This is a genomic window from Rhodococcus phenolicus, assembly GCF_001646785.1.
Lineage (GTDB): Bacteria > Actinomycetota > Actinomycetes > Mycobacteriales > Mycobacteriaceae > Rhodococcus > Rhodococcus phenolicus.
Window position 1 is genome coordinate 67,345 of sequence record NZ_LRRH01000040.1, and the last position, 19,279, is coordinate 86,623.

The window sequence follows — 19,279 nt, forward strand, 5'->3', positions numbered from 1 at the left end:
CGTGAGTGAATCAGACGACACCCGCGATCCCGGAAATGCCGAACGGACCACCGTCCGATCCAGTCTGGACCTGCCGCCGGATGCGGCGGCCCCGTTGCTCGGGGCGGCCGACGAGAACCTCGTCGCGCTCGAGCGCGTGCTCGACGCGGACATCCACGTGCGAGGCAATTCCGTCACCCTCACCGGAAGCTCCGCCGACGTCGCGCTCGCCGAACGGGTCATCGGCGAACTCGTCACCCTCGTCGGCCGTGGCCAGCGGGTGACTCCGGACACGGTCCGCCGGACCGTGGGGATGCTCACCCAGGGACTGTCCGAATCCCCGGCCGACGTGCTGAGCCTGGACATCCTGTCGCGGCGCGGCAAGACGATCCGGCCCAAGACGCTCAACCAGAAGCGCTACGTCGATGCGATCGACGCCAACACCATCGTCTTCGGCGTCGGCCCCGCCGGCACGGGCAAGACCTACCTGGCGATGGCGAAGGCTGTGCAGGCCCTGCAGAGCAAGCAGGTCACCCGCATCATCCTGACCCGGCCGGCCGTCGAGGCGGGCGAACGTCTCGGGTTCCTGCCGGGCACGTTGCACGAGAAGATCGACCCCTATCTGCGCCCGCTGCACGACGCGCTGCACGACATGATGGATCCGGAGTCGATCCCGAAGCTCATGCAGGCGGGGGTCATCGAGGTCGCGCCGCTGGCGTACATGCGTGGCCGGGCGCAACCGTTGTCCACCCGGGTCCTCACCCCCGACGGGTTCCGCCGGATCGGTGATGTGAAGGTAGGCGACGCGGTGATCGGGTCGGACGGCAGGCCGACCGAAGTACTCGGCGTCTATCCCCAGGGATTCAAGGACATCGTCCGGGTGACCACGCAAGACGGGGCGTCCACCCTCTGCTCGACCGATCACCTTTGGTCGGTGTACACGCGCTCCGACCGTAGGCGCGGCAAGGGGCCGCGGGTGCTCGCGGCCAAGGAGATGATCGGCAACCTGCGCGCCGCGCACTACCACCGATACGAGCTCCCGGTGCTCGCGGCGCCCGTGGCGTTCGACGCCGCTCCGGTACCGCTGGATCCGTACGCGTTGGGTCTGATGATCGGGCACGGGTGCATGGCCGGCGTGGCGACGCCGAGTTTCACGACCGCCGACCCGGAGCTGGTCGAGGCACTTGTCGCCGCGATCCCGGGAATCGTGGCCCGCCGCAAGTCGGACGTGGACTACATCCTCAACAGGATCGCTTCGCCGGGCGAGGTCGTCACGATCGAGAATCCCGTCACGCAGACGATGCGGGCGCTCGGTCTCTGGGGCTCGAAGTCGCCGACAAAGTTCGTTCCGAAGGAGTACCTGCACAATTCGGCCGATGTGCGCCTCGCAGTTCTGCAAGGGCTACTCGACTCCGACGGCGGACCCGTGAGTCAGGCCGGACGTACATGTCGGGTCCAGTACACGACCGTGTCCGATCGACTTCGTGACGACGTCATCTACCTCGTGCAGTCGCTGGGCGGGGTCGCATACAGCCGCACGCGTCCTGCCGAAGGCCGAAAGCCCGGAAACGCCCGTGGTCGCGAGGTGCCCTGTCGGCACGGCGCTCATGTCCTCGACATCCGCCTGCCTGAAGGGTGCGCGCCGTTCCGGCTCCGGCGAAAGGCCGAGAAGTACTCGGAGGCCGGCCACAAAGCGCCCCGCCGCTACGTCGAGAGCATCGAATCAGCGGGCACCGAGGAGGCGGTCTGCATCAAGGTCGCTGCTGCCGACTCGCTGTACGTCACAGAGGATTTTCTGCTGACCCACAACACGCTCAACGACGCGTTCATCATCCTCGACGAAGCCCAGAACACCACCGCCGAGCAGATGAAGATGTTCCTGACCCGACTCGGCTTCGGCTCGAAAATCGTGGTCACCGGCGACATCACCCAGGTCGACCTGCCCGGTGGTGCCCGATCGGGCCTGCGTGCGGCCACCGAGATCCTCGACGACATCGACGGAATCCACTTCGCGACGCTCGACAGCAGCGACGTGGTGCGGCACAAGCTCGTGTCCGACATCGTCGACGCCTACGGACGCTACGAGGCCGAACGGTCCGGCGACGTCGGTATCGGCAACCGGGCGCAGCGGCGCGCCACCCAGCACCGGGTGCAGCGCCGGTGAGCCACCCCCACTTTCGAAACCAGTCCGCAGTGCAGAAGGAACGACACCGATGAGCATCGAGATCTCGAACGAATCCGGGATGGACGTCGTCGAGGAGAACCTGCTCGACGTCGTCCGCTTCGTGATCGCCCGGATGGACGTGCACCCCGCCGCCGAACTGTCGATGGTGTTGGTCGACTCCGACGCCATGGCCGATCTGCACATGCGGTGGATGGACCTGCCGGGTCCCACCGACGTGATGTCCTTCCCGATGGACGAGCTCGAACCGGGCGGTCGCCCGGACGCACCCGAGCCGGGTCCGTCGATGCTCGGCGACATCGTGCTGTGCCCGTCGTTCGCGGCGGATCAGGCGGTCAAGGCGGGCCATTCCCTCGACCACGAACTCGCCCTGCTCACCGTGCACGGCATGCTGCACCTCCTCGGCTACGACCACGCCGAGCCCGAGGAGGAGAAGGAGATGTTCGGCCTGCAGAACCAGCTCCTCGAGGAGTGGTACGAGGAACTGCGCCGCGCCGAGCACGAGGCCCGCCTCGCCGCCCGCGACCAGCAGCTCCTCGGCAAGGTCGGTCTCGCCGACAATCCCGAGCAGTAGCGGGGCCGACGTGGGAATACACGCATGAGCGCCCTCGCACTCGTGGTGATCGCGGTCGTCCTGGTGCCGCTCGGTGGTCTGTTCGCCGCCGTCGACTCGGCTCTGAACACCGTCTCCGCCGCCCGCGTCGACGAACTCGCCAAGGACGAGCGACCGGGTGCGCAGCGGTTGCGGCTGATCCTCGAGGACCGGCCGCGCTACGTCAACCTCATGGTCCTTCTGCGCATCCTGTGCGAGATCACTGCAACCGTGGTTCTCGCCGGCGCGTTGCTCGAGGTCCTGGACCGCACCTGGGCGCTGGTCGTGAGCGCCACCGTGATGGTGTTGGTCGACTACGTCGTCATCGGCGTCGGCCCGCGCACGCTCGGTCGCCAGCACGCGTATCCGATCGCACTGACCGCGACGATTCCGCTGCGTTTCCTCGGTGTGCTGTTCGGCCCGCTCGGCCGGCTGCTCATCCTCATCGGCAACGCCTTGACCCCGGGCCGCGGCTTCCGCAACGGGCCGTTCGCCAACGAGATCGAACTGCGCGAACTCGTCGACCTCGCGCAGGAACGCGGGGTCGTCGCCGACGAGGAACGCCGCATGATCCAGTCCGTGTTCGATCTCGGCGACACCACCGCGCGCGAGGTGATGGTGCCGCGCCCGGAAATGGTGTGGATCGAGGAGGACAAGACCGCGGGGCAGGCCACCTCCCTCGCGGTGCGCAGCGGCCATTCCCGCATCCCGGTCATCGGCGAGAACGTCGACGACATCCGCGGCGTCGTGTACCTCAAGGACCTCGTCCAGCAGACCTACTACTCGCGCGACGGCGGCCGCAGCGTCAAGGTCGCCGACGTGATGCGGCCGGCGGTGTTCGTCCCGGATTCCAAGCGGCTCGACGACCTGCTGGCCGAGATGCAGCGCGACCGCAACCACATGGCGGTTCTCGTCGACGAATACGGCGGCATCGCGGGACTGGTCACCATCGAGGACGTCATCGAGGAGATCGTCGGAGAGATCGCCGACGAATACGACGCCGGTGAAACCCCGGATGTCGAGGATCTCGGCGACGGCGTCTACCGGGTGTCCGCGCGACTGCCCGTCGAGGACCTCGGTGAACTGTTCGACGTCGAGATCGACGACGACGAGGTCGACACCGTCGGTGGCCTCCTCGGATTCGAACTCGGCCGGGTGCCGCTGCCGGGTTCGGAGGTCACTACCCGAGGACTGATCCTGCGCGGCGAGGGCGGCTCGAACGTGCGCGGCCGGGTGCGGATCAACACCGTGCACGTCCAGCGCGCCCCGGCCGAGGACGAGCCCGAACCCGCCGAGGAACCCGAAAGATGACCCACCCCGAGGAGCGTGCATGACCGACCCCGACTTCCGTTCCGGCTTCGTGTGTTTCGTGGGCCGCCCGAACACCGGCAAGTCCACACTCACCAACGCCCTGGTCGGCAGCAAGATCGCCATCACCTCGTCGCGCCCGCAGACCACGCGACACACCATCCGGGGCATCGTGCACCGCGACCACGCCCAGCTGATCCTCGTCGACACCCCGGGCCTGCACCGTCCCCGCACGCTGCTCGGGCAGCGCCTCAACGACCTCGTGCGCGACACGTACTCGGAGGTCGACGCGATCTGCCTGTGCATCCCCGCCGACGAGAAGATCGGCCCCGGCGACCGATGGATCCTGGACCAGGTGCGCAACGTCGCGCCGAAGACCCCGCTGGTCGGCATCGTCACGAAGATCGACAAGGTCGGCAAGGAGCAGGTCGCCGCACAGCTGATCGCCGTCTCGAAGCTGCTCGGCGCCGACACCGACGTGGTGCCCGTCTCGGCCACGTCGGGTGAACAGGTCGAGGTGCTCGTCGACGTGCTCGCCTCGCACATGGAGCCCGGGCCGGCGTTCTACCCGGACGGCGAGCTCACGGACGAGCCGGAGGAGACGCTCATGGCCGAGCTCATCCGCGAGGCCGCGCTCGAGGGTCTCGGCGACGAGCTCCCGCACTCGCTGGCCGTGGTGATCGAGGAGGTCGTCGAGCGGGAGGGTCGCACCGAGAAGCAGGGTGAGATGCTCGACGTGCACGCGTTGCTGTACGTGGAACGACCCAGCCAGAAGGGCATCGTCATCGGGAAGGGCGGTGCGCGGCTGCGCGAGGTCGGCACCGCGGCGCGCACCCAGATCGAGAAGCTCCTCGGCGTGAAGATCTATCTCGACCTGCACGTGAAGGTCGCGAAGGACTGGCAGCGCGATCCCAAGCAGCTGGGGCGGCTCGGCTTCTGACACACGGGGACCGGCTTCCATCCCGCGCGGCCCGGACTCTGAAACGGTACGGTCGTTCGGGTGCGTCACTAAACGTGGACGTACCCGGCCGAACAACTCGATAGCCGAACAGAGTAACCGAAGTCACTTCACGGGGGAAGAGACCATGGGCAAGAAGTCGGGAACCGAGCTCGCGGCGCGTGACGCCGTGTACGTCTACGGGGACGAAGCGAGCCGGGGGGACACTCCCAGCATCATGACGCATTTCTATGTGTTCGATACACGACGCGGGCGAACGCCCGTCGCGACCCGCGCCGAGGCCGTGGACTGGATCCTCGCGCGCACACACCGGGCCCCGGCCTTGCGCCGGCGCCTGCACCGGGTGCCGGGCGACCTCGACTATCCGCACTGGATCGAGGCCGGGATCGATCCCGAGCATCACATCGAGTTCCAGCGGATCGGGCCGACGACACGCACCCGCCTGCACCGGCTGTTCGCCTCGCTCGCGGAACGGCCGCTCGACGCCGACCGGCCGCTCTGGGGACTGCACGTGCTGACCGACGTGCGCGGCGTCGGCGATCTTCCCGACCGGGCGACCGTCGTGGCGTTGCGGGTCCACCACGCGGTGACCGACGGAAAGGGTGCGGTGCAGATCGCACGCGCCCTGTTCGACGATCCGGCGGCCGAACCGTCCGCGGGTGGTACGCCGGTGCCGATCCCCGGTCCGTTCGCGGCCGCCGGGAAACTGCCCCGGGACTATATGCGGTACGCGGGCGCGGTTCGACGGTGGATGAGGGGCCGGCGGTCGCTCGGTGAACTGGCGCGCCGCGGAGAGATCGTCGAGCCCTGCCCACGGCGTCCGCGGACCCGGTTCAACGTCGTGGACTACAGCACCCGCCTGTTCGGCCGGGTCCGTTTCGAACTGCAGGACGTCCGGGCGCTCGGGCAGGCCACCGGAACGACCGTCAACGACGTGATGCTCGCGGTGGTGTCGGACGCGATGCACACCTATCTCGCGGATCGGGGTGAGACGCCGGCGGATTCGCTGGCCGCCCAGGTTCCTGTCTCGCTGGCCGCCCGATCCGATCTGGCGGCCGAGAACAAGACCAGTGTCATGCAGGTCGATCTGCACACGGACCGGTCCGATCCGCTGACGCGGCTGTCCCTGATCCACGAGTCGGCGGCCCGCGAGAAGGAACGGGTCTGGCGCCCGGAATCGATCGCCGTCGAATCGCTGTTCGACGCGTTGCCGTCGGTGTGCATGCGCTACTCGATCGGACGTGCCGTGCGCAGGGCGGTGGCGTCGGCGGGCGACCAGATCGGGCCGACGAACACCAGCATGTCGAACGTGGCGCGGGGGACCGCCGACTGCCTGCGGTTCGGGGACAGTCCCGCGGTCGACGGCTTCAGCGCGCCCTGCCTCAACCGGCTCCTGGGCCTGATGCACTCGGTGGTGACACTCGGTGACTCGCTCGACGTGACGTTCTCGACGAAGCGGGCGGTGATGCCGGATCCCGAGAAGTACGAGTCTCTGCTCGAGGGCGCCTTCGATCGTCTGTGGGCGGCCGTTCCCGCGACGGTGTCGGTGCGCTGATACAGGGGCCCGGTCGCCGCACCGGCCTACCGCGGGTGCGCCGCGGACAGGGCGGCGCCCTGCAGCAGCAACAGCACCGATGTGGCCAGGTCGCTGCCGCCGCCGGTGGACAGCCGCCGCAGCTGTAGCCCGGCGATGGTCGCGACGAGAGTCGGCGCGATCGTTCCGGGGTCCGGTATCCCGAGTTCGGTGAGGATCGCGACCGTCAGCTCGTCGTACGCGGCCCAGCACCGGTCCGCGGCCGCGCGCAGCTCGGGGTCGCGGCCGGCCTGGACGTACAGCTCGAACGGTGCGATCCGCTCGGCGGAGAACGACAGGTCCTCGGCGACGCGCTCGGCGAAACCGGCCGCCTCGGCGAGGGTCACGCCTTGCCCGCGATGGGATTCGGCGATCTCGCGCAACCGGGCGGTCTCCTCGGCGACGAAGGTGGTCAGTGCCGAGCGCAGCAGGTCTGGCTGGCTCGGGAAGTGGTAGGTGATCGAGCCGAGCGAGACGTTCGCGTGAGCAGCGATGCGCCGGTTGGTGATTCCGGCGATGCCGTCGGTGCCGATCAGGTGGAGGGTCGAGGCGATGATGCGGTCGCGGACCGACGTGGACATCGTCACCACCAGCGTTCCGGAAGTGCGTCGTGCCAGCGCAGCGACGACTCCAGTTGCGCGGCAAGTGAAACCAGCAGCGGTTCGGCGTTCTCGTGACCGAGCAACTGGGCGCCGATGGGTAGGCCCGCGTCGGTGAACCCTGCCGGCACGTTGATTCCCGGCCAGCCGAGCACGTTCCACGGCCACGCGTAGGGGCAGGCGGCGGTGATGACCTTGTCGGTCTGCCAGCCACCGATGCCGTCGATCGCTCCGATCGGGAGCGGCGGCGTCGCCGTGGTGGGGGCGAGGACCACGTCGAATCGGTCGAAGATGGCCCCGACCCGCCGCCGCAGCCGCGGTTCGTAGGCGCGGGCCGCGCGCAGGGGTGCACCACCGAGCAGGCGTCCGGTGCGGGCGTTCGCGCGGGTGCGGGAGTCGGCGAGCGACGGATCGGGAAGCCGGTGCAGCCAGTCGTCGAGACCTGCCATCGAGCGGGGCAGGAAGTTCAGTCCGAACGTGATGCCGTAGTCGGGGTCGGCGACGGTGACCTCGTGGCCGAGTTCGCGCAGGGCCTCGACGATGGAGTCGACGCCGGCGCGGACCTCCGGGGTGAGGCGGGTGGGGGTCGCGGTGAACGGGGCGTGTAGTGCCAGCGCGATGCGCAGGCGTCCGGGGTCGCGGCCGACCGCGTCGGTGACGGTGATCGAGTCGAGGTGGTGCCGGTCCCCGGCATGATTGCCGGACACCGCGTCGAGCAGCAGTGCGGCGTCCGCGACGGTGCGTGCCAGGACGCCGTGGGTGGTGAGGCCGTGGAACGCTTCGGGGTCGGGCCACATCGAGATCCGCCCGCGTTGCGGTTTGATGCCGACGAGGTGACTCCACGCGGCGGGAATCCGGACGGATCCGGCGCCGTCCGAGCCGAGGGCGGCCGAGACGAGGCCGGCAGCGACGGCGGCGGCGCTGCCGCCGGACGATCCGCCCGGCGTGTGCTCGCGCGACCACGGGTTGCGGGTGTGCCCGAACGCGCTGCCCCCGGTGAGCGGCCACTGCCCCAGTTCCGGCGAGTGCGTCTTGCCGACGATGACGGCACCGGCCTCGCGCAGACGTCGTACAACTTCGGCGTCGTAGTCCTGGACGGGGAACTCCCCGGCGCAGCCGAACGCCGTGGGTTCCCCGGCGATGTCGGTGTCGTCCTTGATCGCGATCGGCACTCCGAGCAGCGGCAGGCGCGCGCCTGCGGCGCGTCGCCGGTCGGACTCCCCGGCCTCGGCGAGCGCAGCTTCGCGGCGAATCACCCGGAACGCGTTGAGGGTGTCCTGCGCGGACTCGATGCGGTCGAGTGCGGCGCGTGTCAGTTGCAGCGAGGTGGTGGCGCCCGCGGCGAGGGCAGCGGATTCGGCGGTCAGGCCGGCCGAGCGGGTGTCTTCCCTGGAAGTGGTCATCGGCGCTCCCTGTTCGTTCGAACGAACAGTAACGTGTTTCAGTTGGGCGGGCAAGCCCGCTCGTGTGCCTTTGTGGCGATCCCGCGGGCCACGAAGGCACACGACACCTCGGCTGTCGGTCGCGCATGACAGACTCGGGGAGTGAGGTTGTATCGGGACAATGCCGTGGTGTTGCGTCAGCACAAGCTGGGCGAGGCCGACCGCATCGTCACCCTGCTCACCCGGCGGCACGGACTCGTGCGGGCCGTCGCGAAGGGCGTGCGGCGCACCCGATCGAAGTTCGGTGCGCGGCTCGAACCGTTCGCACACATCGATGTGCAACTGCATCCGGGCCGGTCGCTCGACATCGTCACGCAGGTGCAGACCCTCGATGCGTTCGCCGCCGACATCGTCGACGACTACAGCCGGTACACGACGGCCTGCGCGATCCTCGAGACCGCCGAGCGACTCGCCGGCGAGGAACGCGCCCCGGTGCCACGCCTGCACGCGCTGACCGTCGGGGCACTCCGTGCCCTGTGCGACCGGATCCGTCCACCGGACCTGATCCTCGACGCGTACCTGCTCCGCGCCATGACCTACGCCGGATGGGCGCCCGCGATCGGCCGATGCGCCCGCTGCGACCGGCCCGGCCCGCACACCGCATTCCACGTCGCCGCCGGGGGAGCGGTGTGCGTGCACTGCCGACCACCCGGCGCGGCGACACCCGCACCGGGTGTCCTGGCCCTGATGGACGCCCTGAACCACGGCCGGTGGGACGGCACCGAGACGATCGAACCGGCCGTGCGCAGCCAGGCCGGCGGCCTGATCGCCGCGCACCTGCAGTGGCACCTCGAGCGGCGGCTGCGCACGCTGCCACTCGTCGAACGATCCACCGACCGCGCGGCGACCGAGACCGCCGGTGCCCTGGGGCAGGGCGCCGACGCCGTCAGGCAGGATGAGGACCGTGATTCGACGACGCGCCCCGCAAGCATCGCCTGACCGCGCGATCCGGCCTCCGGACCCACACCCGTCCGGTGCCCGGCCCCCGATTCTGCAGACCGAGTTGATTCCCCGGCACGTCGCGCTCGTCATGGACGGTAACGGTCGCTGGGCGCAGGAACGCGGCCTGCCGCGCACCGCCGGACACGAACGTGGCGAGGCGGTGCTCATGGACACCGTCGAGGGCTGTATCGAGATCGGCGTCAAGTGGCTGTCCGCGTACGCGTTCTCCACCGAGAACTGGAAACGCAGCCCCGAGGAGGTGCGCTTCCTCATGGGCTTCAACCGCGACGTGATCCGGCGCCGCCGCGACGAGATGCACGAGATGGGTGTCCGGGTGCGCTGGGCGGGTCGTCGACCCCGGCTGTGGCGCAGCGTCATCAAGGAACTCGAGATCGCCGAGGAACTCACGAAGGACAACGACGTGATGACCCTCGTCATGTGTGTCAACTACGGCGGTCGCGCCGAGATCGCCGACGCCGCAAGGGAGATCGCGCGCCGCGTCGCGGCCGGCGAGATCGACCCGGAGAAGGTCACCGAGGCGACGATCGAGCGGTACCTCGACGAACCCGACATGCCCGACGTGGACCTGTTCCTGCGCCCGTCCGGCGAGCAGCGCACGTCGAACTTCCTGCTGTGGCAGGCCGCGTACGCCGAGTTCGTGTTCCAGGACAAGAATTTCCCCGACTTCGACCGCCGCGACCTGTGGGCCGCGTGCGTCGAGTACGCCTCCCGCGACCGCAGGTTCGGTGGGGTCAAGTGAACGAACTGCGGGATCGGATCGGCGCGGCACTCGCGTCGTTCGTGGACATGCACGCGCCGTCCGCCGACGGCGACGACTCGTTCGGGTTCGACTACGACGGAGTGCCCTGTGCCCTGCGCGTGGTCACGCTCAGCGAGGGGCTCGACGTCGTCTCGCTGACCAGCGTGCTCGGCTGGGACCTCGCCCTCGACGACGGTCTGCGGGCGCGGATCGCGTCCGCCGCCGACGCGGTGCAGTTCGGGTCGGTGCACGCCGTCGAGCGCGACACCGACGCCGACGTGGTGCTGCGCTACTCGTTCCCGGCGACCGGCCTGGGCGACACGGCGCTGACGACGATGCTGCTCCTCGTGCTCGGCGGTGCGGCGGACGCCCGCACCACGATCGTCGAACCGACCGGAGAGAAGGGGAAGCAGTGAGCAGCGAACGCACGAGCGGCGAACAGGCCGTCGACGAGCAGTGGACCGTGCCGGTGGACACCGAGGACGACGACGCGCTGCGCGACGCGGTGCAGCAGATCCTGTCGGAGGTCCTCGACGAGGCGCCGGAGCCGGACGAAGACGGTGACCTGCCGATCTGGCTCGCCGACGTGCTGACCTACGCGTCCGTCGACGCGGAGGACGCCGTGGTGGAACTCCGCACGTTCCTGGTCGAGCGGATCGGCGGACGTACCCGGGCCGCCGAGGTGCTCGGCGACCTGCAGTCGGAGTGGCCGGATTTCAAGTTCGTGCTGCACAAGGACCGGGTCACCGCGGAACAGCGTGTCCCGGCTTCGCCACTGGTGCCGATGCACCTGGTCCGTGCGGTCGGCGCGATCGTGCCGCTCGTCGAGGAGGCCCGGGTGCTGGCGTCCCGTCTCGGGGGCGAGGCGTGCGTGTTCGACGGCGAGGAGAGCGATGAGGGAGAGGCCGACGGCCTGCCCGTGAACCAGGGGTGCGGCTGCGGCGACTGCGACTGCGGCTGAGCCGGACGTTGCTCAGCGCGACTGCTCGCCGTCCGCGACGGCGCAGTCGCGGCACGTGCCGAAGATCTCGACGGTGTGGCTGACATCGGCGAACCCGTTGGACTCGGCGATCTCGTGGGACCACCGCTCGACCTCCGGTCCGTCCACCTCGACGGTGAAACCGCAGGTGCGGCACACCAGATGGTGATGGTGGCCCGACGAACAGCGCCGGTACAGCGACTCTCCGGTGTCGGTGCGCAGCACGTCGACGCTGCCGGCCTCCGCGAGCGACTGGAGGGTGCGGTAGACGGTGGTCAGGCCGATGCCGTCGCCGCGCTTGCGCAGTGCGTCGTGCAGGTCCTGTGCCGAGCGGAACTCCTCGACGTCCTCGAGCAGGGCCACGATCGCGCTGCGCTGCCTGGTGGAGCGGACCCCGACGACGGGCTTGCGGGCAGTGGTCACGGCAGAGATCAACCTTCCTGGACGTGTGCGACGGCGTCGACGACGATGTGGGCGAGATGGTCGTCGGCCAGACGGTAGAGCACTTCGCGGCCGGACCGCTCCCCGCGCACGACACCGGCCGATTTGAGCACCCGGAGGTGCTGGCTGATCAGGGGTTGCGTCACGCCGAGCGCCCCGACCAGTTCGTGTACGCAGCGTTCGGATTCGCGCAGTTGCAGCACGATGGCGATGCGAACGGGTGCGGACAGTGCGCGCAGCAGCTCGCCGGCGAGTGTGAGCGTGTGCTGCGACGGAGGTGTGAGATGTTCGCCCCGGCAGTCGTGCTGGTCGGTAGGGACGCTCAACGGTTCTCCTTCGACGGCGCGGGTACTGTTAATGCAAACCGATTCCATTTTGATATGCACGAATGTGCATGTCAACCGCGCCGGAATTCGGGCTCCGTGCCGGGGGCGATAGGCTTGTCGCCGACGTATGTTGCGAACCCCGCATCGAAGATGGAGAGAATCCGCGTGGCACCCAAATCCAAGATCGATACCGTCGCCAACCTCGCCAAGCGCCGGGGCCTGGTCTACCCGTGCGGTGAGATCTACGGCGGCACCAAGTCGGCCTGGGACTACGGGCCGCTCGGCGTGGAGCTCAAGGAGAACATCAAGAAGCAGTGGTGGCGCAACATGGTCACCAGCCGCGAGGACGTCGTCGGCCTCGACTCCTCGGTGATCCTGCCGCGCCAGGTGTGGGTCGCCTCCGGGCACGTCGGTGTGTTCAACGACCCGCTCGTCGAGTGCCTGAGCTGTCACAAGCGGCACCGGCAGGACCACCTGCAGGAGGCGTACGCCGAGAAGCACAAGCTCGACGACCCGGACTCGGTGCCCATGTCCGAGATCGCGTGCCCGGACTGCGGCACCAAGGGTCAGTGGACCGAGCCCCGCGATTTCAACATGATGCTCAAGACGTATCTCGGTCCCATCGAGAGCGAAGAAGGCCTGCACTACCTGCGCCCCGAGACCGCCCAGGGCATCTTCGTGAACTTCGCGAACGTGCTCACCACCTCGCGCAAGAAGCCGCCCTTCGGCATCGGCCAGATCGGCAAGAGCTTCCGCAACGAGATCACGCCCGGCAACTTCATCTTCCGGACCCGCGAGTTCGAGCAGATGGAGATGGAGTTCTTCGTCAAGCCCGGCGAGGACGAGGAATGGCACCAGTACTGGATCGACTACCGGATGGACTGGTACACCGGCCTGGGCATCAACAAGGACAACCTGCGCCTGTACGAGCATCCGCAGGACAAGCTGTCGCACTACTCCAAGCGCACCGTCGACATCGAGTACCGCTTCCACTTCCAGGGCAGCGAGTGGGGTGAACTCGAGGGCGTCGCGAACCGCACCGACTTCGACCTGTCGACCCACGCGAAGCACTCGGGCACCGACCTGAGCTACTTCGACCAGACCACGAACGAGCGGTACACCCCGTACGTCATCGAGCCCGCAGCGGGCCTGACCCGCTCGCTGATGGCGTTCCTCGTCGATGCGTACACCGAGGACGAGGCCCCCAACGCCAAGGGTGGCGTCGACAAGCGCACCGTGCTGCGGCTGGACCGCCGGCTCGCGCCGGTCAAGGCCGCGGTGTTGCCGCTGAGCCGCAATGCCGACCTGAGCCCCAAGGCCAAGGACCTCGCCGCGCAGTTGCGCCGGAACTGGAACGTCGAGTTCGACGACGCACAGGCCATCGGCCGTCGCTACCGTCGCCAGGACGAGATCGGCACCCCGTTCTGCATCACCGTCGACTTCGACACGCTCGAGGATCAGGCCGTGACGATCCGCGAGCGCGACACCATGACTCAGGAACGCGTTGCTCTCGACCAGGTCGAGGGATACCTCGCGCAGCGCCTGATCGGCGCCTGAGCGCGCTCCCGTACCCGTGCGCGGTTTCGGTAGCCGGAGCTACCGAAACCGCGCACGAGGGGTGACCGGCTCGGCAAGGCCCTGTTCGTCGCACAGGGCCTGCAGCCGCGTGAGCGTCGCGTCGAGTCCGGGACCGACGCGTGGTCCGGGCGTGAACGTCGCCGGCAGATGCCGCATGCCCTGGATGATCCCGATCGTCTCGTAGTGCACCGCGTCATCGGGCGAGCAGTGGAAGTCGGGTATCCGATCCAGCACGGCCAGGAGCATCCGTTTGAACACCGCGCGGGCCACGTTCGAGCCGATGCAGCGATGGATCCCCAACCCGAAACTGAAGTGCCGGTTACCTTTTCGTTCGAGATCGACGACATCCGGATCGTCGAACAACGACGGGTCGCGATTGGCCATCGCCCACGACAGCCACAGTCGCTCACCCTCACGGAAACCGGCGCCCGCGTAGTCGTAATCGGCGCAGATCGTGCGACCGTCTCCCGGGGTCGGCGTGAAGTACCGCAGGAACTCCTCGGTGGCCGAGTCGAGCAGGCTGTCGCGCTCGCGGTCGAGCCGGGAACGCTCGTCCGGGTTCTGGGAGAGCCACTCGAACGCGTGGGCGGTCAGTGCCGTCGTGGTGTCGAATCCGCCGCCGATCAACAGGTTCAGCATGCCGAGGATCTCGATGTCCGGCGGTACCTGCCCGTCGATCTCGGCGCGGACGAGCGCGTCCACCAGACCGGGCCGCGGCGTCTGCCGCACCTCGTGGATCGTGGCGAACAGGTCCGTGCCCATCGTCCGGTGCAGGTCGAGCACTCGCTCGCGATCCGGTGAATCCGGCGGTGTGTACAGCGCCGCGTGGGCGGGTTCGCTGTAGACCTTCCACTTGTGCAGCGGAATGCCGAGCATCGCCAGCGTCAGCACGGCGGGCACGATGTTCGCGAGGTCGTCGACGAAGTCGATTCCGCCGCTCTCGATCTTCTCGTCCAGGCAGGCGTGCGTGACGTCGTCGACGAACGGGATCCAGCGCGCGACCGCGGCGGGCGACAGGTAGGGATTGAGGACCTGCCGGTACGCCCCGTGTTCGGGGGGATCCATCTCGAGAATGCCCGAGCGGATCGGGTTCTCAGCGTGCGGGATCGTGATGCCCGTGTAGCCGCGCCGGGCGCCGTCCACGTCGTTGTCGTTGGAGACGACCTGCGACCGTGCCAGGTGGAACACCTGCTCGGCGCCGGCCGCGACCCAGTGCCCGCCGTAGGTGTCGGTCCACGCGACGGGGCACTGCCCCTGCATGTCCCTGGTGATCGCTTCGAAGCGATCGCGGTATTCCGGCGCGTGCCGGTCGAAATGGAACCGCTTCTTCCCCTGCTCGATGTTCGTCACGATCACAGCTCCCCGTCGGTGATGGTGATGCGTGCCCCGGGGCCCGGACGGCCGGGTCCTCGAAAACTGCTGGCGGGCAGAAGGTTAGCAGTACCACCGCCGACGGGAACCGATATCGCTGACTTCGGTCAGAAACGTCCTCCGCTGCTGCGGCCGATGCGTCCCGAGCTGCTGGGGCCGCCGAACGAACCGGGTCCGCGGCCGCTGCCCCCGCGATAGCCACCGCCACGGGAGTAACCGCCCCCGCCACCCCCGCGCAGGATGCTGTCGATCAGGATGCCGCCGAGGATCGCGCCGGTCATGTCGGTGCCCGAGCTACGCGGCTGTTGGCGCTGCTCCCACTGCCGCACGTCGCTCTGTGCGGCCCACATGGCCTTCGCGCCGAGCTGCGTGGCGGCCTGCGCATGTTGCAGCGCCTGCGCCGCGTCGGTCGACGCGAGTTGCTGCGCCGCCTGCAGGTGCCGCTGTGCTTCCGACAACCGGGTGCGGGCCTCTGCACCGACCGCGCCGCGCCGCGTGCCGATGAAATCGGCCGCCGAGGTCACCTGCGACTGCGCGGCCGTCAGATCCTGCTGCAACTTCTGGCGGGCGCGTTCCGCCTGCTCCTGGGCCTCGCGGGTACTGGCGAGCACCGCGTCGAGTGTGGCGTCGGCGTCGACGACGCGGGTGAAACTGCCCAGCGGATCGGTCGCCTGCGACGCACGAGCGTGGGCCAGGGCCTCGGTTGCCGCGGCCGCGGCGTTTGCCAGGTCCGGTCCGCCGCTCGCGGCGAGCTGCTCGGCGGCTGCGACACCCTGCTCGAGGTCCGCGACGGCCGCAGGCAGCGTCGCCATCGCGTGCCGGATGTCGGTCTCGGCGTGGTCGATCCCGTCGAGCAGCGTCGATGCCTGGATCAGCGCGCTTTCGGCGGCGCGGATCGCACCCACCGCCGGGCCCTGCTTTCCGGCCGGCAATGCGATCGCGTCACGGCCCTCCGCGATGGACTTCTCGGCGAAACCCAGCTGCTCGCGGGCGAGCGCCGTGTTCTGCGCGACCGGAGCGAGCGTCTCGGCCGGGAACTCCGCGCGCAACGCGGTCAGCACCGCCTCCGACGCGGGCACGCGCGCCGTGAGAGTGACGACCTGCTGGGTGAGCGCATCGAGCCGGGCCGGGGCATCGAGCAGCAGATCCCGCATGCCGTCGAACTCGGTGACCCGGGAGTCCAGCTCGCGACCCGCGCGACCGCACGTGGAGATCAGGTCGACGAGCATGTCGCGGCGCTGCTGAGGTGTTTCGGGAATCGCGTCGTCGAGACGCTGCCGGATCTCGAATGCCTTCGCCAGCGCAGCCTGGGCCTGCGCGAACGCCGTCGCGAACGGCGCGACTGCCTGGTCACCGAACTCGCCGCGGGCCAGCTCGAGTTCCTCGGCGCTGGTCCGCACCGCGTTGTCGGTGTCGACGAGGATGTCCTTCGCGCGGGCGTCGAGCACGTCGGGTGGCAGGGCCGCCAGCGCGGCGGTGTCGGTCGGGTCGATCGAGGCGGCCGCTTCCGCACCGGCCTCGGCGCGCTTGCGCTTCGACCGCCGCGTGTACAGGTAGACGCCCCCGGCGCCGGCGACGACCACGCCGCCACCGACGAGCAGCGGCGTCACGGACGTGGGGTTCAGCGCGTCGTCGAGGCCCTCGGCCGCGGCGATCGCGGCGCCGGCCCAGTCCTGTTCCACCAGTTGCGGTCGCACCTGGTCGGTGGCGATCGCGGTGATCTCGGCATCGGAGACGTCGGTCACGTCGTTCGACACCCAGAGGTTGTAGTCGCGGTCCGTGGTGGCGACGGCCAGCAGCGCCGTCTTCGGCCCGAACCCGCTCGCCCGCGCGGTGGCCTCGGTCCAGTCGTCGCCGGACATCCCGGAGAAGCTCGGTACGTATGCGACCCACAGCTGCACCTGATGATCGCCGTACAGCGCGTCGAGCGCGTCCTGGACCTCGGCCTTCGCACCCGCGTTCAGGACTCCGGAGGAGTCGGTGATCTGCCCCGGCAGTCGCAGCGGTGTGTCGGCGGACGCGGCCGCGGGCCACAGCAACAGCATCAGCAGTGCCAGCACGGCGGGCACGGCCGCGCGGATCGGGAGGGGAACCGGTCGGGTGGACGCCGCCGGGACAGCGGGCGAGTGCACGGGCATGGCGTCGAATCTAACGGTCACGAGTGCGCGGCGCGTGAGGGTCCGTGGCGCGTCGTCGGGGGAACCGGTCGCGGCCGCTGGCAGAATCGATTGGGTGAGTACCGCAGCCCGCCGATCCCGGCCGACCCCGCCGCCCGCCCCGGAGCGCCGTGGCATCGGCGCGGGCATCGCACGGTGGACCCGGCGGATCGTGGTCGGGGTGCTGCTCGCCGCGATCGCCGTCGTCGCCGGCACCGCCGTGCGCGTCTGGCAGGTCGCCCGCATCGACGACTGGAGCCACGCCGACGCGATCGTCGTCCTCGGTGCCGCGCAGTACTCGGGAACACCGTCGTCGGTGTTCGAGGCCCGGCTCGATCAGGCGGTGCGGCTGTACGAGAACGGGGTGTCCGACACGGTCGTCACCGTCGGCGGCAAACAGGAGGGCGACCTGTACACCGAGGCCGCCGCCGGCAAGAACTACCTGATGTCCCGTGGCGTTCCCGAGGATGCGATCCTCGCGGTCGAGGAAGGGTCGGACACCCTGCTCAGCGTCGAGGCGGTCAGCCGGGAGATGCACGATCGGGGCCTGTCGTCGGCGGTGCTGGTCAGCGACCCGTGGCATTCGCTGCGGACCCGAACCATGGCGCGCGACGCCGGGCTCGACGCGTGGACCGCCCCCACCCGGACGGGGCCGGCGGTGTTCACCCGTGAATCGCAGTTGCACGGAATCGCTCGGGAAACCGGAGCGCTCGTCTGGTACCAGATGACGCACGGCTCGGCGGACTTTCCCTACACTGCGGCGCAATGATCTCCGGGATTTCCGGCGCAGCGAGCTGAGGACGGGCGGATGCAGGGATACACCGAGCACGAACTCGAGCGCCGTGTCGTCGAGGCGCCGAAACGATCGGGAATCGCAGGCGCGGAAGCCGCCGCCGCCGAACGGACCCCGTTCGTGCGCGACCGCGCCCGCGTACAGCACTGCGCCGCGCTGCGGCGGCTGGCCGACAAGACCCAGGTCGTCGGTCCGCGCGACGGCGACACCCCGCGCACCCGGCTGACCCACTCCATGGAGGTCGCGCAGATCGGGCGCAGCATCGCCGAAGGGCTGGGCGCCGACCCCGACCTGGTCGATCTGGCCGGCCTCGCCCACGACATCGGCCACCCGCCGTACGGCCACAACGGGGAGCGCGCGCTCGACGAGGTCGCGGCGAGCTGCGGCGGCTTCGAGGGCAACGCGCAGAACCTGCGCATCCTCACCAGCCTGGAACCGAAGATTCTGTACCCGGACGGGCACAGTGCCGGACTGAACCTCACCCGCGCGACCCTCGACGCGACCCTCAAATATCCGTGGACCCGGCCGAAGCCCGGCGCGAAGTTCGGTGCGTACGACGACGACGCCGAGGTTCTCGCGTGGGTGCGCGACGGCGCACCGGATCGGAAGAAGTGCCTCGAGGCGCAGATCATGGACTGGTCCGACGACGTCGCCTATTCGGTGCACGACGTCGAGGACGGGGTCATCGACGGACGCATCGACCTGCGGGTGCTGTCCGACCCCGCGTCCGTGCAGGGTCTCGTCGACGTCGGTATGCGCGAGTTCGCCGGTCTCGTTCCGGACGAACTGGTCGAGGCCGCCGAGCGGTTGTCCCGGATGCCCGTCATCGTCGGGGTCGGCGTCTACGACGGCAGCCTGGCCGGTTCGGTCGCGTTGAAGAAACTGACCAGCGAGCTCGTCGGCCGCTACGCCACCGCCGCGATCAGTGGCACCCGGGAGGTCACCGGCGGTGAACCGGTCAGCCGCTACGCCGCGGACCTGGTGGTGCCACCGACCGTCGCCTCGGAGGTCGCGCTGCTCAAGACCATGGCGTTGCAGTTCGTGATGTCCGACGTCACACACCGGGCGCGCCAGGAACGGCAGCGTGAACGCATCCACCGGGTGGCCGAATGGTTGCTGCGGACCGCCCCCGTCGGCCTCGATCCGCTGTTCGTCCCCGCGTGGGACGAAGCGAAGGACGATGCGGCTCGCGTGCGCGTCGTCGTCGATCAGATCGCCTCGTGCACCGAGTCGCGGCTGGAGCGGATCGACAAGGACAGTCTGGCCGCCCAGGCGGGCTGGGGGTAGCCGCCCGCGAGCG

18 protein-coding genes are annotated in these 19,279 nt (G+C 69.4%); 12 read left to right on the forward strand and 6 right to left on the reverse strand.

Translation table 11 applies throughout. The annotated features are described in order from the left end of the window. Position 1 precedes the first annotated feature (1 nt). The 5 genes from A8G15_RS12925 (at position 2) to A8G15_RS12945 (ending at position 6,574) form a co-directional block, all read left to right on the forward strand. Positions 2 to 2,143, forward strand: coding sequence for a PhoH family protein (locus A8G15_RS12925; RefSeq protein ID WP_068159740.1), 2,142 nt, complete (start codon positions 2 to 4; stop codon positions 2,141 to 2,143). Between the two features lie 49 nt (positions 2,144 to 2,192). Continuing rightward, positions 2,193 to 2,735, forward strand: coding sequence for an rRNA maturation RNase YbeY (ybeY, locus tag A8G15_RS12930; RefSeq protein ID WP_068159745.1), 543 nt, complete (start codon positions 2,193 to 2,195; stop codon positions 2,733 to 2,735). 24 nt (positions 2,736 to 2,759) lie between these two features. Continuing rightward, on the forward strand, positions 2,760 to 4,064 hold the full coding sequence (locus tag A8G15_RS12935) for a hemolysin family protein (RefSeq protein ID WP_068159748.1): 1,305 nt from the start codon (positions 2,760 to 2,762) through the stop codon (positions 4,062 to 4,064). A 19-nt stretch (positions 4,065 to 4,083) separates the two neighbouring features. Next, complete coding sequence (era, locus tag A8G15_RS12940; RefSeq protein ID WP_068159750.1) at positions 4,084 to 5,001, forward strand: GTPase Era; 918 nt, start codon at positions 4,084 to 4,086, stop codon at positions 4,999 to 5,001. A gap of 145 nt (positions 5,002 to 5,146) precedes the next feature. Further along, positions 5,147 to 6,574, forward strand: coding sequence for a wax ester/triacylglycerol synthase domain-containing protein (locus A8G15_RS12945; protein WP_068159753.1), 1,428 nt, complete (start codon positions 5,147 to 5,149; stop codon positions 6,572 to 6,574). Between the two features lie 26 nt (positions 6,575 to 6,600). On the opposite strand, the gene A8G15_RS12950 is transcribed toward A8G15_RS12945, so the two are convergent. Together A8G15_RS12950 and A8G15_RS12955 are read right to left on the reverse strand one after the other, a co-directional pair. Next, positions 6,601 to 7,173: a TetR/AcrR family transcriptional regulator gene (locus A8G15_RS12950; RefSeq protein ID WP_068159756.1), complete on the reverse strand. Its 573-nt coding sequence runs from the start codon at positions 7,171 to 7,173 to the stop codon at positions 6,601 to 6,603. A gap of 2 nt (positions 7,174 to 7,175) precedes the next feature. Further along, on the reverse strand, positions 7,176 to 8,594 hold the full coding sequence (locus A8G15_RS12955; protein WP_068159761.1) for an amidase: 1,419 nt from the start codon (positions 8,592 to 8,594) through the stop codon (positions 7,176 to 7,178). A gap of 141 nt (positions 8,595 to 8,735) precedes the next feature. On the opposite strand from A8G15_RS12955, the gene recO reads away from it, so the two are divergent. Genes recO through A8G15_RS12975 form a run of 4 tightly spaced genes read left to right on the forward strand, consistent with a single transcriptional unit; the run spans position 8,736 to position 11,296 of the window. After that, a complete protein-coding gene (recO, locus tag A8G15_RS12960; protein WP_082899860.1) occupies positions 8,736 to 9,572 on the forward strand; it encodes a DNA repair protein RecO in 837 nt (278 codons plus the stop codon). Next, positions 9,529 to 10,335 (forward strand): isoprenyl transferase, encoded by an 807-nt coding sequence (locus A8G15_RS12965; protein WP_082899861.1) that lies wholly within the window; start codon positions 9,529 to 9,531, stop codon positions 10,333 to 10,335. Before recO ends, A8G15_RS12965 begins: the two co-directional genes overlap by 44 nt. Further along, positions 10,332 to 10,751 (forward strand): hypothetical protein, encoded by a 420-nt coding sequence (locus A8G15_RS12970; protein WP_156665365.1) that lies wholly within the window; start codon positions 10,332 to 10,334, stop codon positions 10,749 to 10,751. Before A8G15_RS12965 ends, A8G15_RS12970 begins: the two co-directional genes overlap by 4 nt. After that, positions 10,748 to 11,296 (forward strand): T3SS (YopN, CesT) and YbjN peptide-binding chaperone 1, encoded by a 549-nt coding sequence (locus tag A8G15_RS12975; RefSeq protein WP_068159768.1) that lies wholly within the window; start codon positions 10,748 to 10,750, stop codon positions 11,294 to 11,296. The genes A8G15_RS12970 and A8G15_RS12975 overlap by 4 nt, the downstream gene beginning before the upstream one ends. A 12-nt stretch (positions 11,297 to 11,308) precedes the next feature. Here the strand turns inward: A8G15_RS12975 and A8G15_RS12980 are convergent, their stop codons facing one another. Further along, positions 11,309 to 11,737, reverse strand: a complete 429-nt coding sequence (locus A8G15_RS12980) for a Fur family transcriptional regulator (protein ID WP_068159850.1) — start codon at positions 11,735 to 11,737, stop codon at positions 11,309 to 11,311. Between the two features lie 8 nt (positions 11,738 to 11,745). Continuing rightward, positions 11,746 to 12,081, reverse strand: coding sequence for an ArsR/SmtB family transcription factor (locus A8G15_RS12985; RefSeq protein ID WP_068159771.1), 336 nt, complete (start codon positions 12,079 to 12,081; stop codon positions 11,746 to 11,748). Between the two features lie 165 nt (positions 12,082 to 12,246). Between A8G15_RS12985 and A8G15_RS12990 the strand changes: the two genes are divergently transcribed. Next, positions 12,247 to 13,638: a glycine--tRNA ligase gene (locus A8G15_RS12990; RefSeq protein WP_068159774.1), complete on the forward strand. Its 1,392-nt coding sequence runs from the start codon at positions 12,247 to 12,249 to the stop codon at positions 13,636 to 13,638. A gap of 39 nt (positions 13,639 to 13,677) precedes the next feature. On the opposite strand, the gene A8G15_RS12995 is transcribed toward A8G15_RS12990, so the two are convergent. Together A8G15_RS12995 and A8G15_RS13000 are read right to left on the reverse strand one after the other, a co-directional pair. Beyond that, the gene (locus A8G15_RS12995) at positions 13,678 to 15,012 is read right to left on the reverse strand and encodes a cytochrome P450 (protein WP_156665370.1); all 1,335 of its coding nucleotides are present in this window, start codon (positions 15,010 to 15,012) and stop codon (positions 13,678 to 13,680) included. A gap of 125 nt (positions 15,013 to 15,137) precedes the next feature. Beyond that, complete coding sequence (locus tag A8G15_RS13000) at positions 15,138 to 17,168, reverse strand: TPM domain-containing protein (RefSeq protein ID WP_068159853.1); 2,031 nt, start codon at positions 17,166 to 17,168, stop codon at positions 15,138 to 15,140. Between the two features lie 154 nt (positions 17,169 to 17,322). Between A8G15_RS13000 and A8G15_RS13005 the strand changes: the two genes are divergently transcribed. Together A8G15_RS13005 and A8G15_RS13010 are read left to right on the forward strand one after the other, a co-directional pair. Continuing rightward, complete coding sequence (locus tag A8G15_RS13005; protein WP_245687828.1) at positions 17,323 to 17,955, forward strand: YdcF family protein; 633 nt, start codon at positions 17,323 to 17,325, stop codon at positions 17,953 to 17,955. A 39-nt stretch (positions 17,956 to 17,994) separates the two neighbouring features. Then, positions 17,995 to 19,266 carry a deoxyguanosinetriphosphate triphosphohydrolase gene (locus A8G15_RS13010; RefSeq protein ID WP_068159784.1) on the forward strand — a complete coding sequence of 424 codons (1,272 nt, stop codon included), beginning with the start codon at positions 17,995 to 17,997 and terminating at the stop codon, positions 19,264 to 19,266. The last annotated feature ends 13 nt before the right edge of the window (positions 19,267 to 19,279 follow it).

Coding starts and splice junctions, on each gene's coding strand:
- A8G15_RS13010 (WP_068159784.1), top strand. CDS start 17,995: ATGCAGGGATACACCGAGCACGAACTCGAGCGCCGTGTCGTCGAGGCG.
- A8G15_RS12955 (WP_068159761.1), bottom strand. CDS start 8,594: ATGACCACTTCCAGGGAAGACACCCGCTCGGCCGGCCTGACCGCCGAA.
- A8G15_RS12945 (WP_068159753.1), top strand. CDS start 5,147: ATGGGCAAGAAGTCGGGAACCGAGCTCGCGGCGCGTGACGCCGTGTAC.
- era (WP_068159750.1), top strand. CDS start 4,084: ATGACCGACCCCGACTTCCGTTCCGGCTTCGTGTGTTTCGTGGGCCGC.
- A8G15_RS12965 (WP_082899861.1), top strand. CDS start 9,529: ATGAGGACCGTGATTCGACGACGCGCCCCGCAAGCATCGCCTGACCGC.
- ybeY (WP_068159745.1), top strand. CDS start 2,193: ATGAGCATCGAGATCTCGAACGAATCCGGGATGGACGTCGTCGAGGAG.
- A8G15_RS13000 (WP_068159853.1), bottom strand. CDS start 17,168: ATGCCCGTGCACTCGCCCGCTGTCCCGGCGGCGTCCACCCGACCGGTT.
- A8G15_RS12950 (WP_068159756.1), bottom strand. CDS start 7,173: ATGTCCACGTCGGTCCGCGACCGCATCATCGCCTCGACCCTCCACCTG.
- A8G15_RS12935 (WP_068159748.1), top strand. CDS start 2,760: ATGAGCGCCCTCGCACTCGTGGTGATCGCGGTCGTCCTGGTGCCGCTC.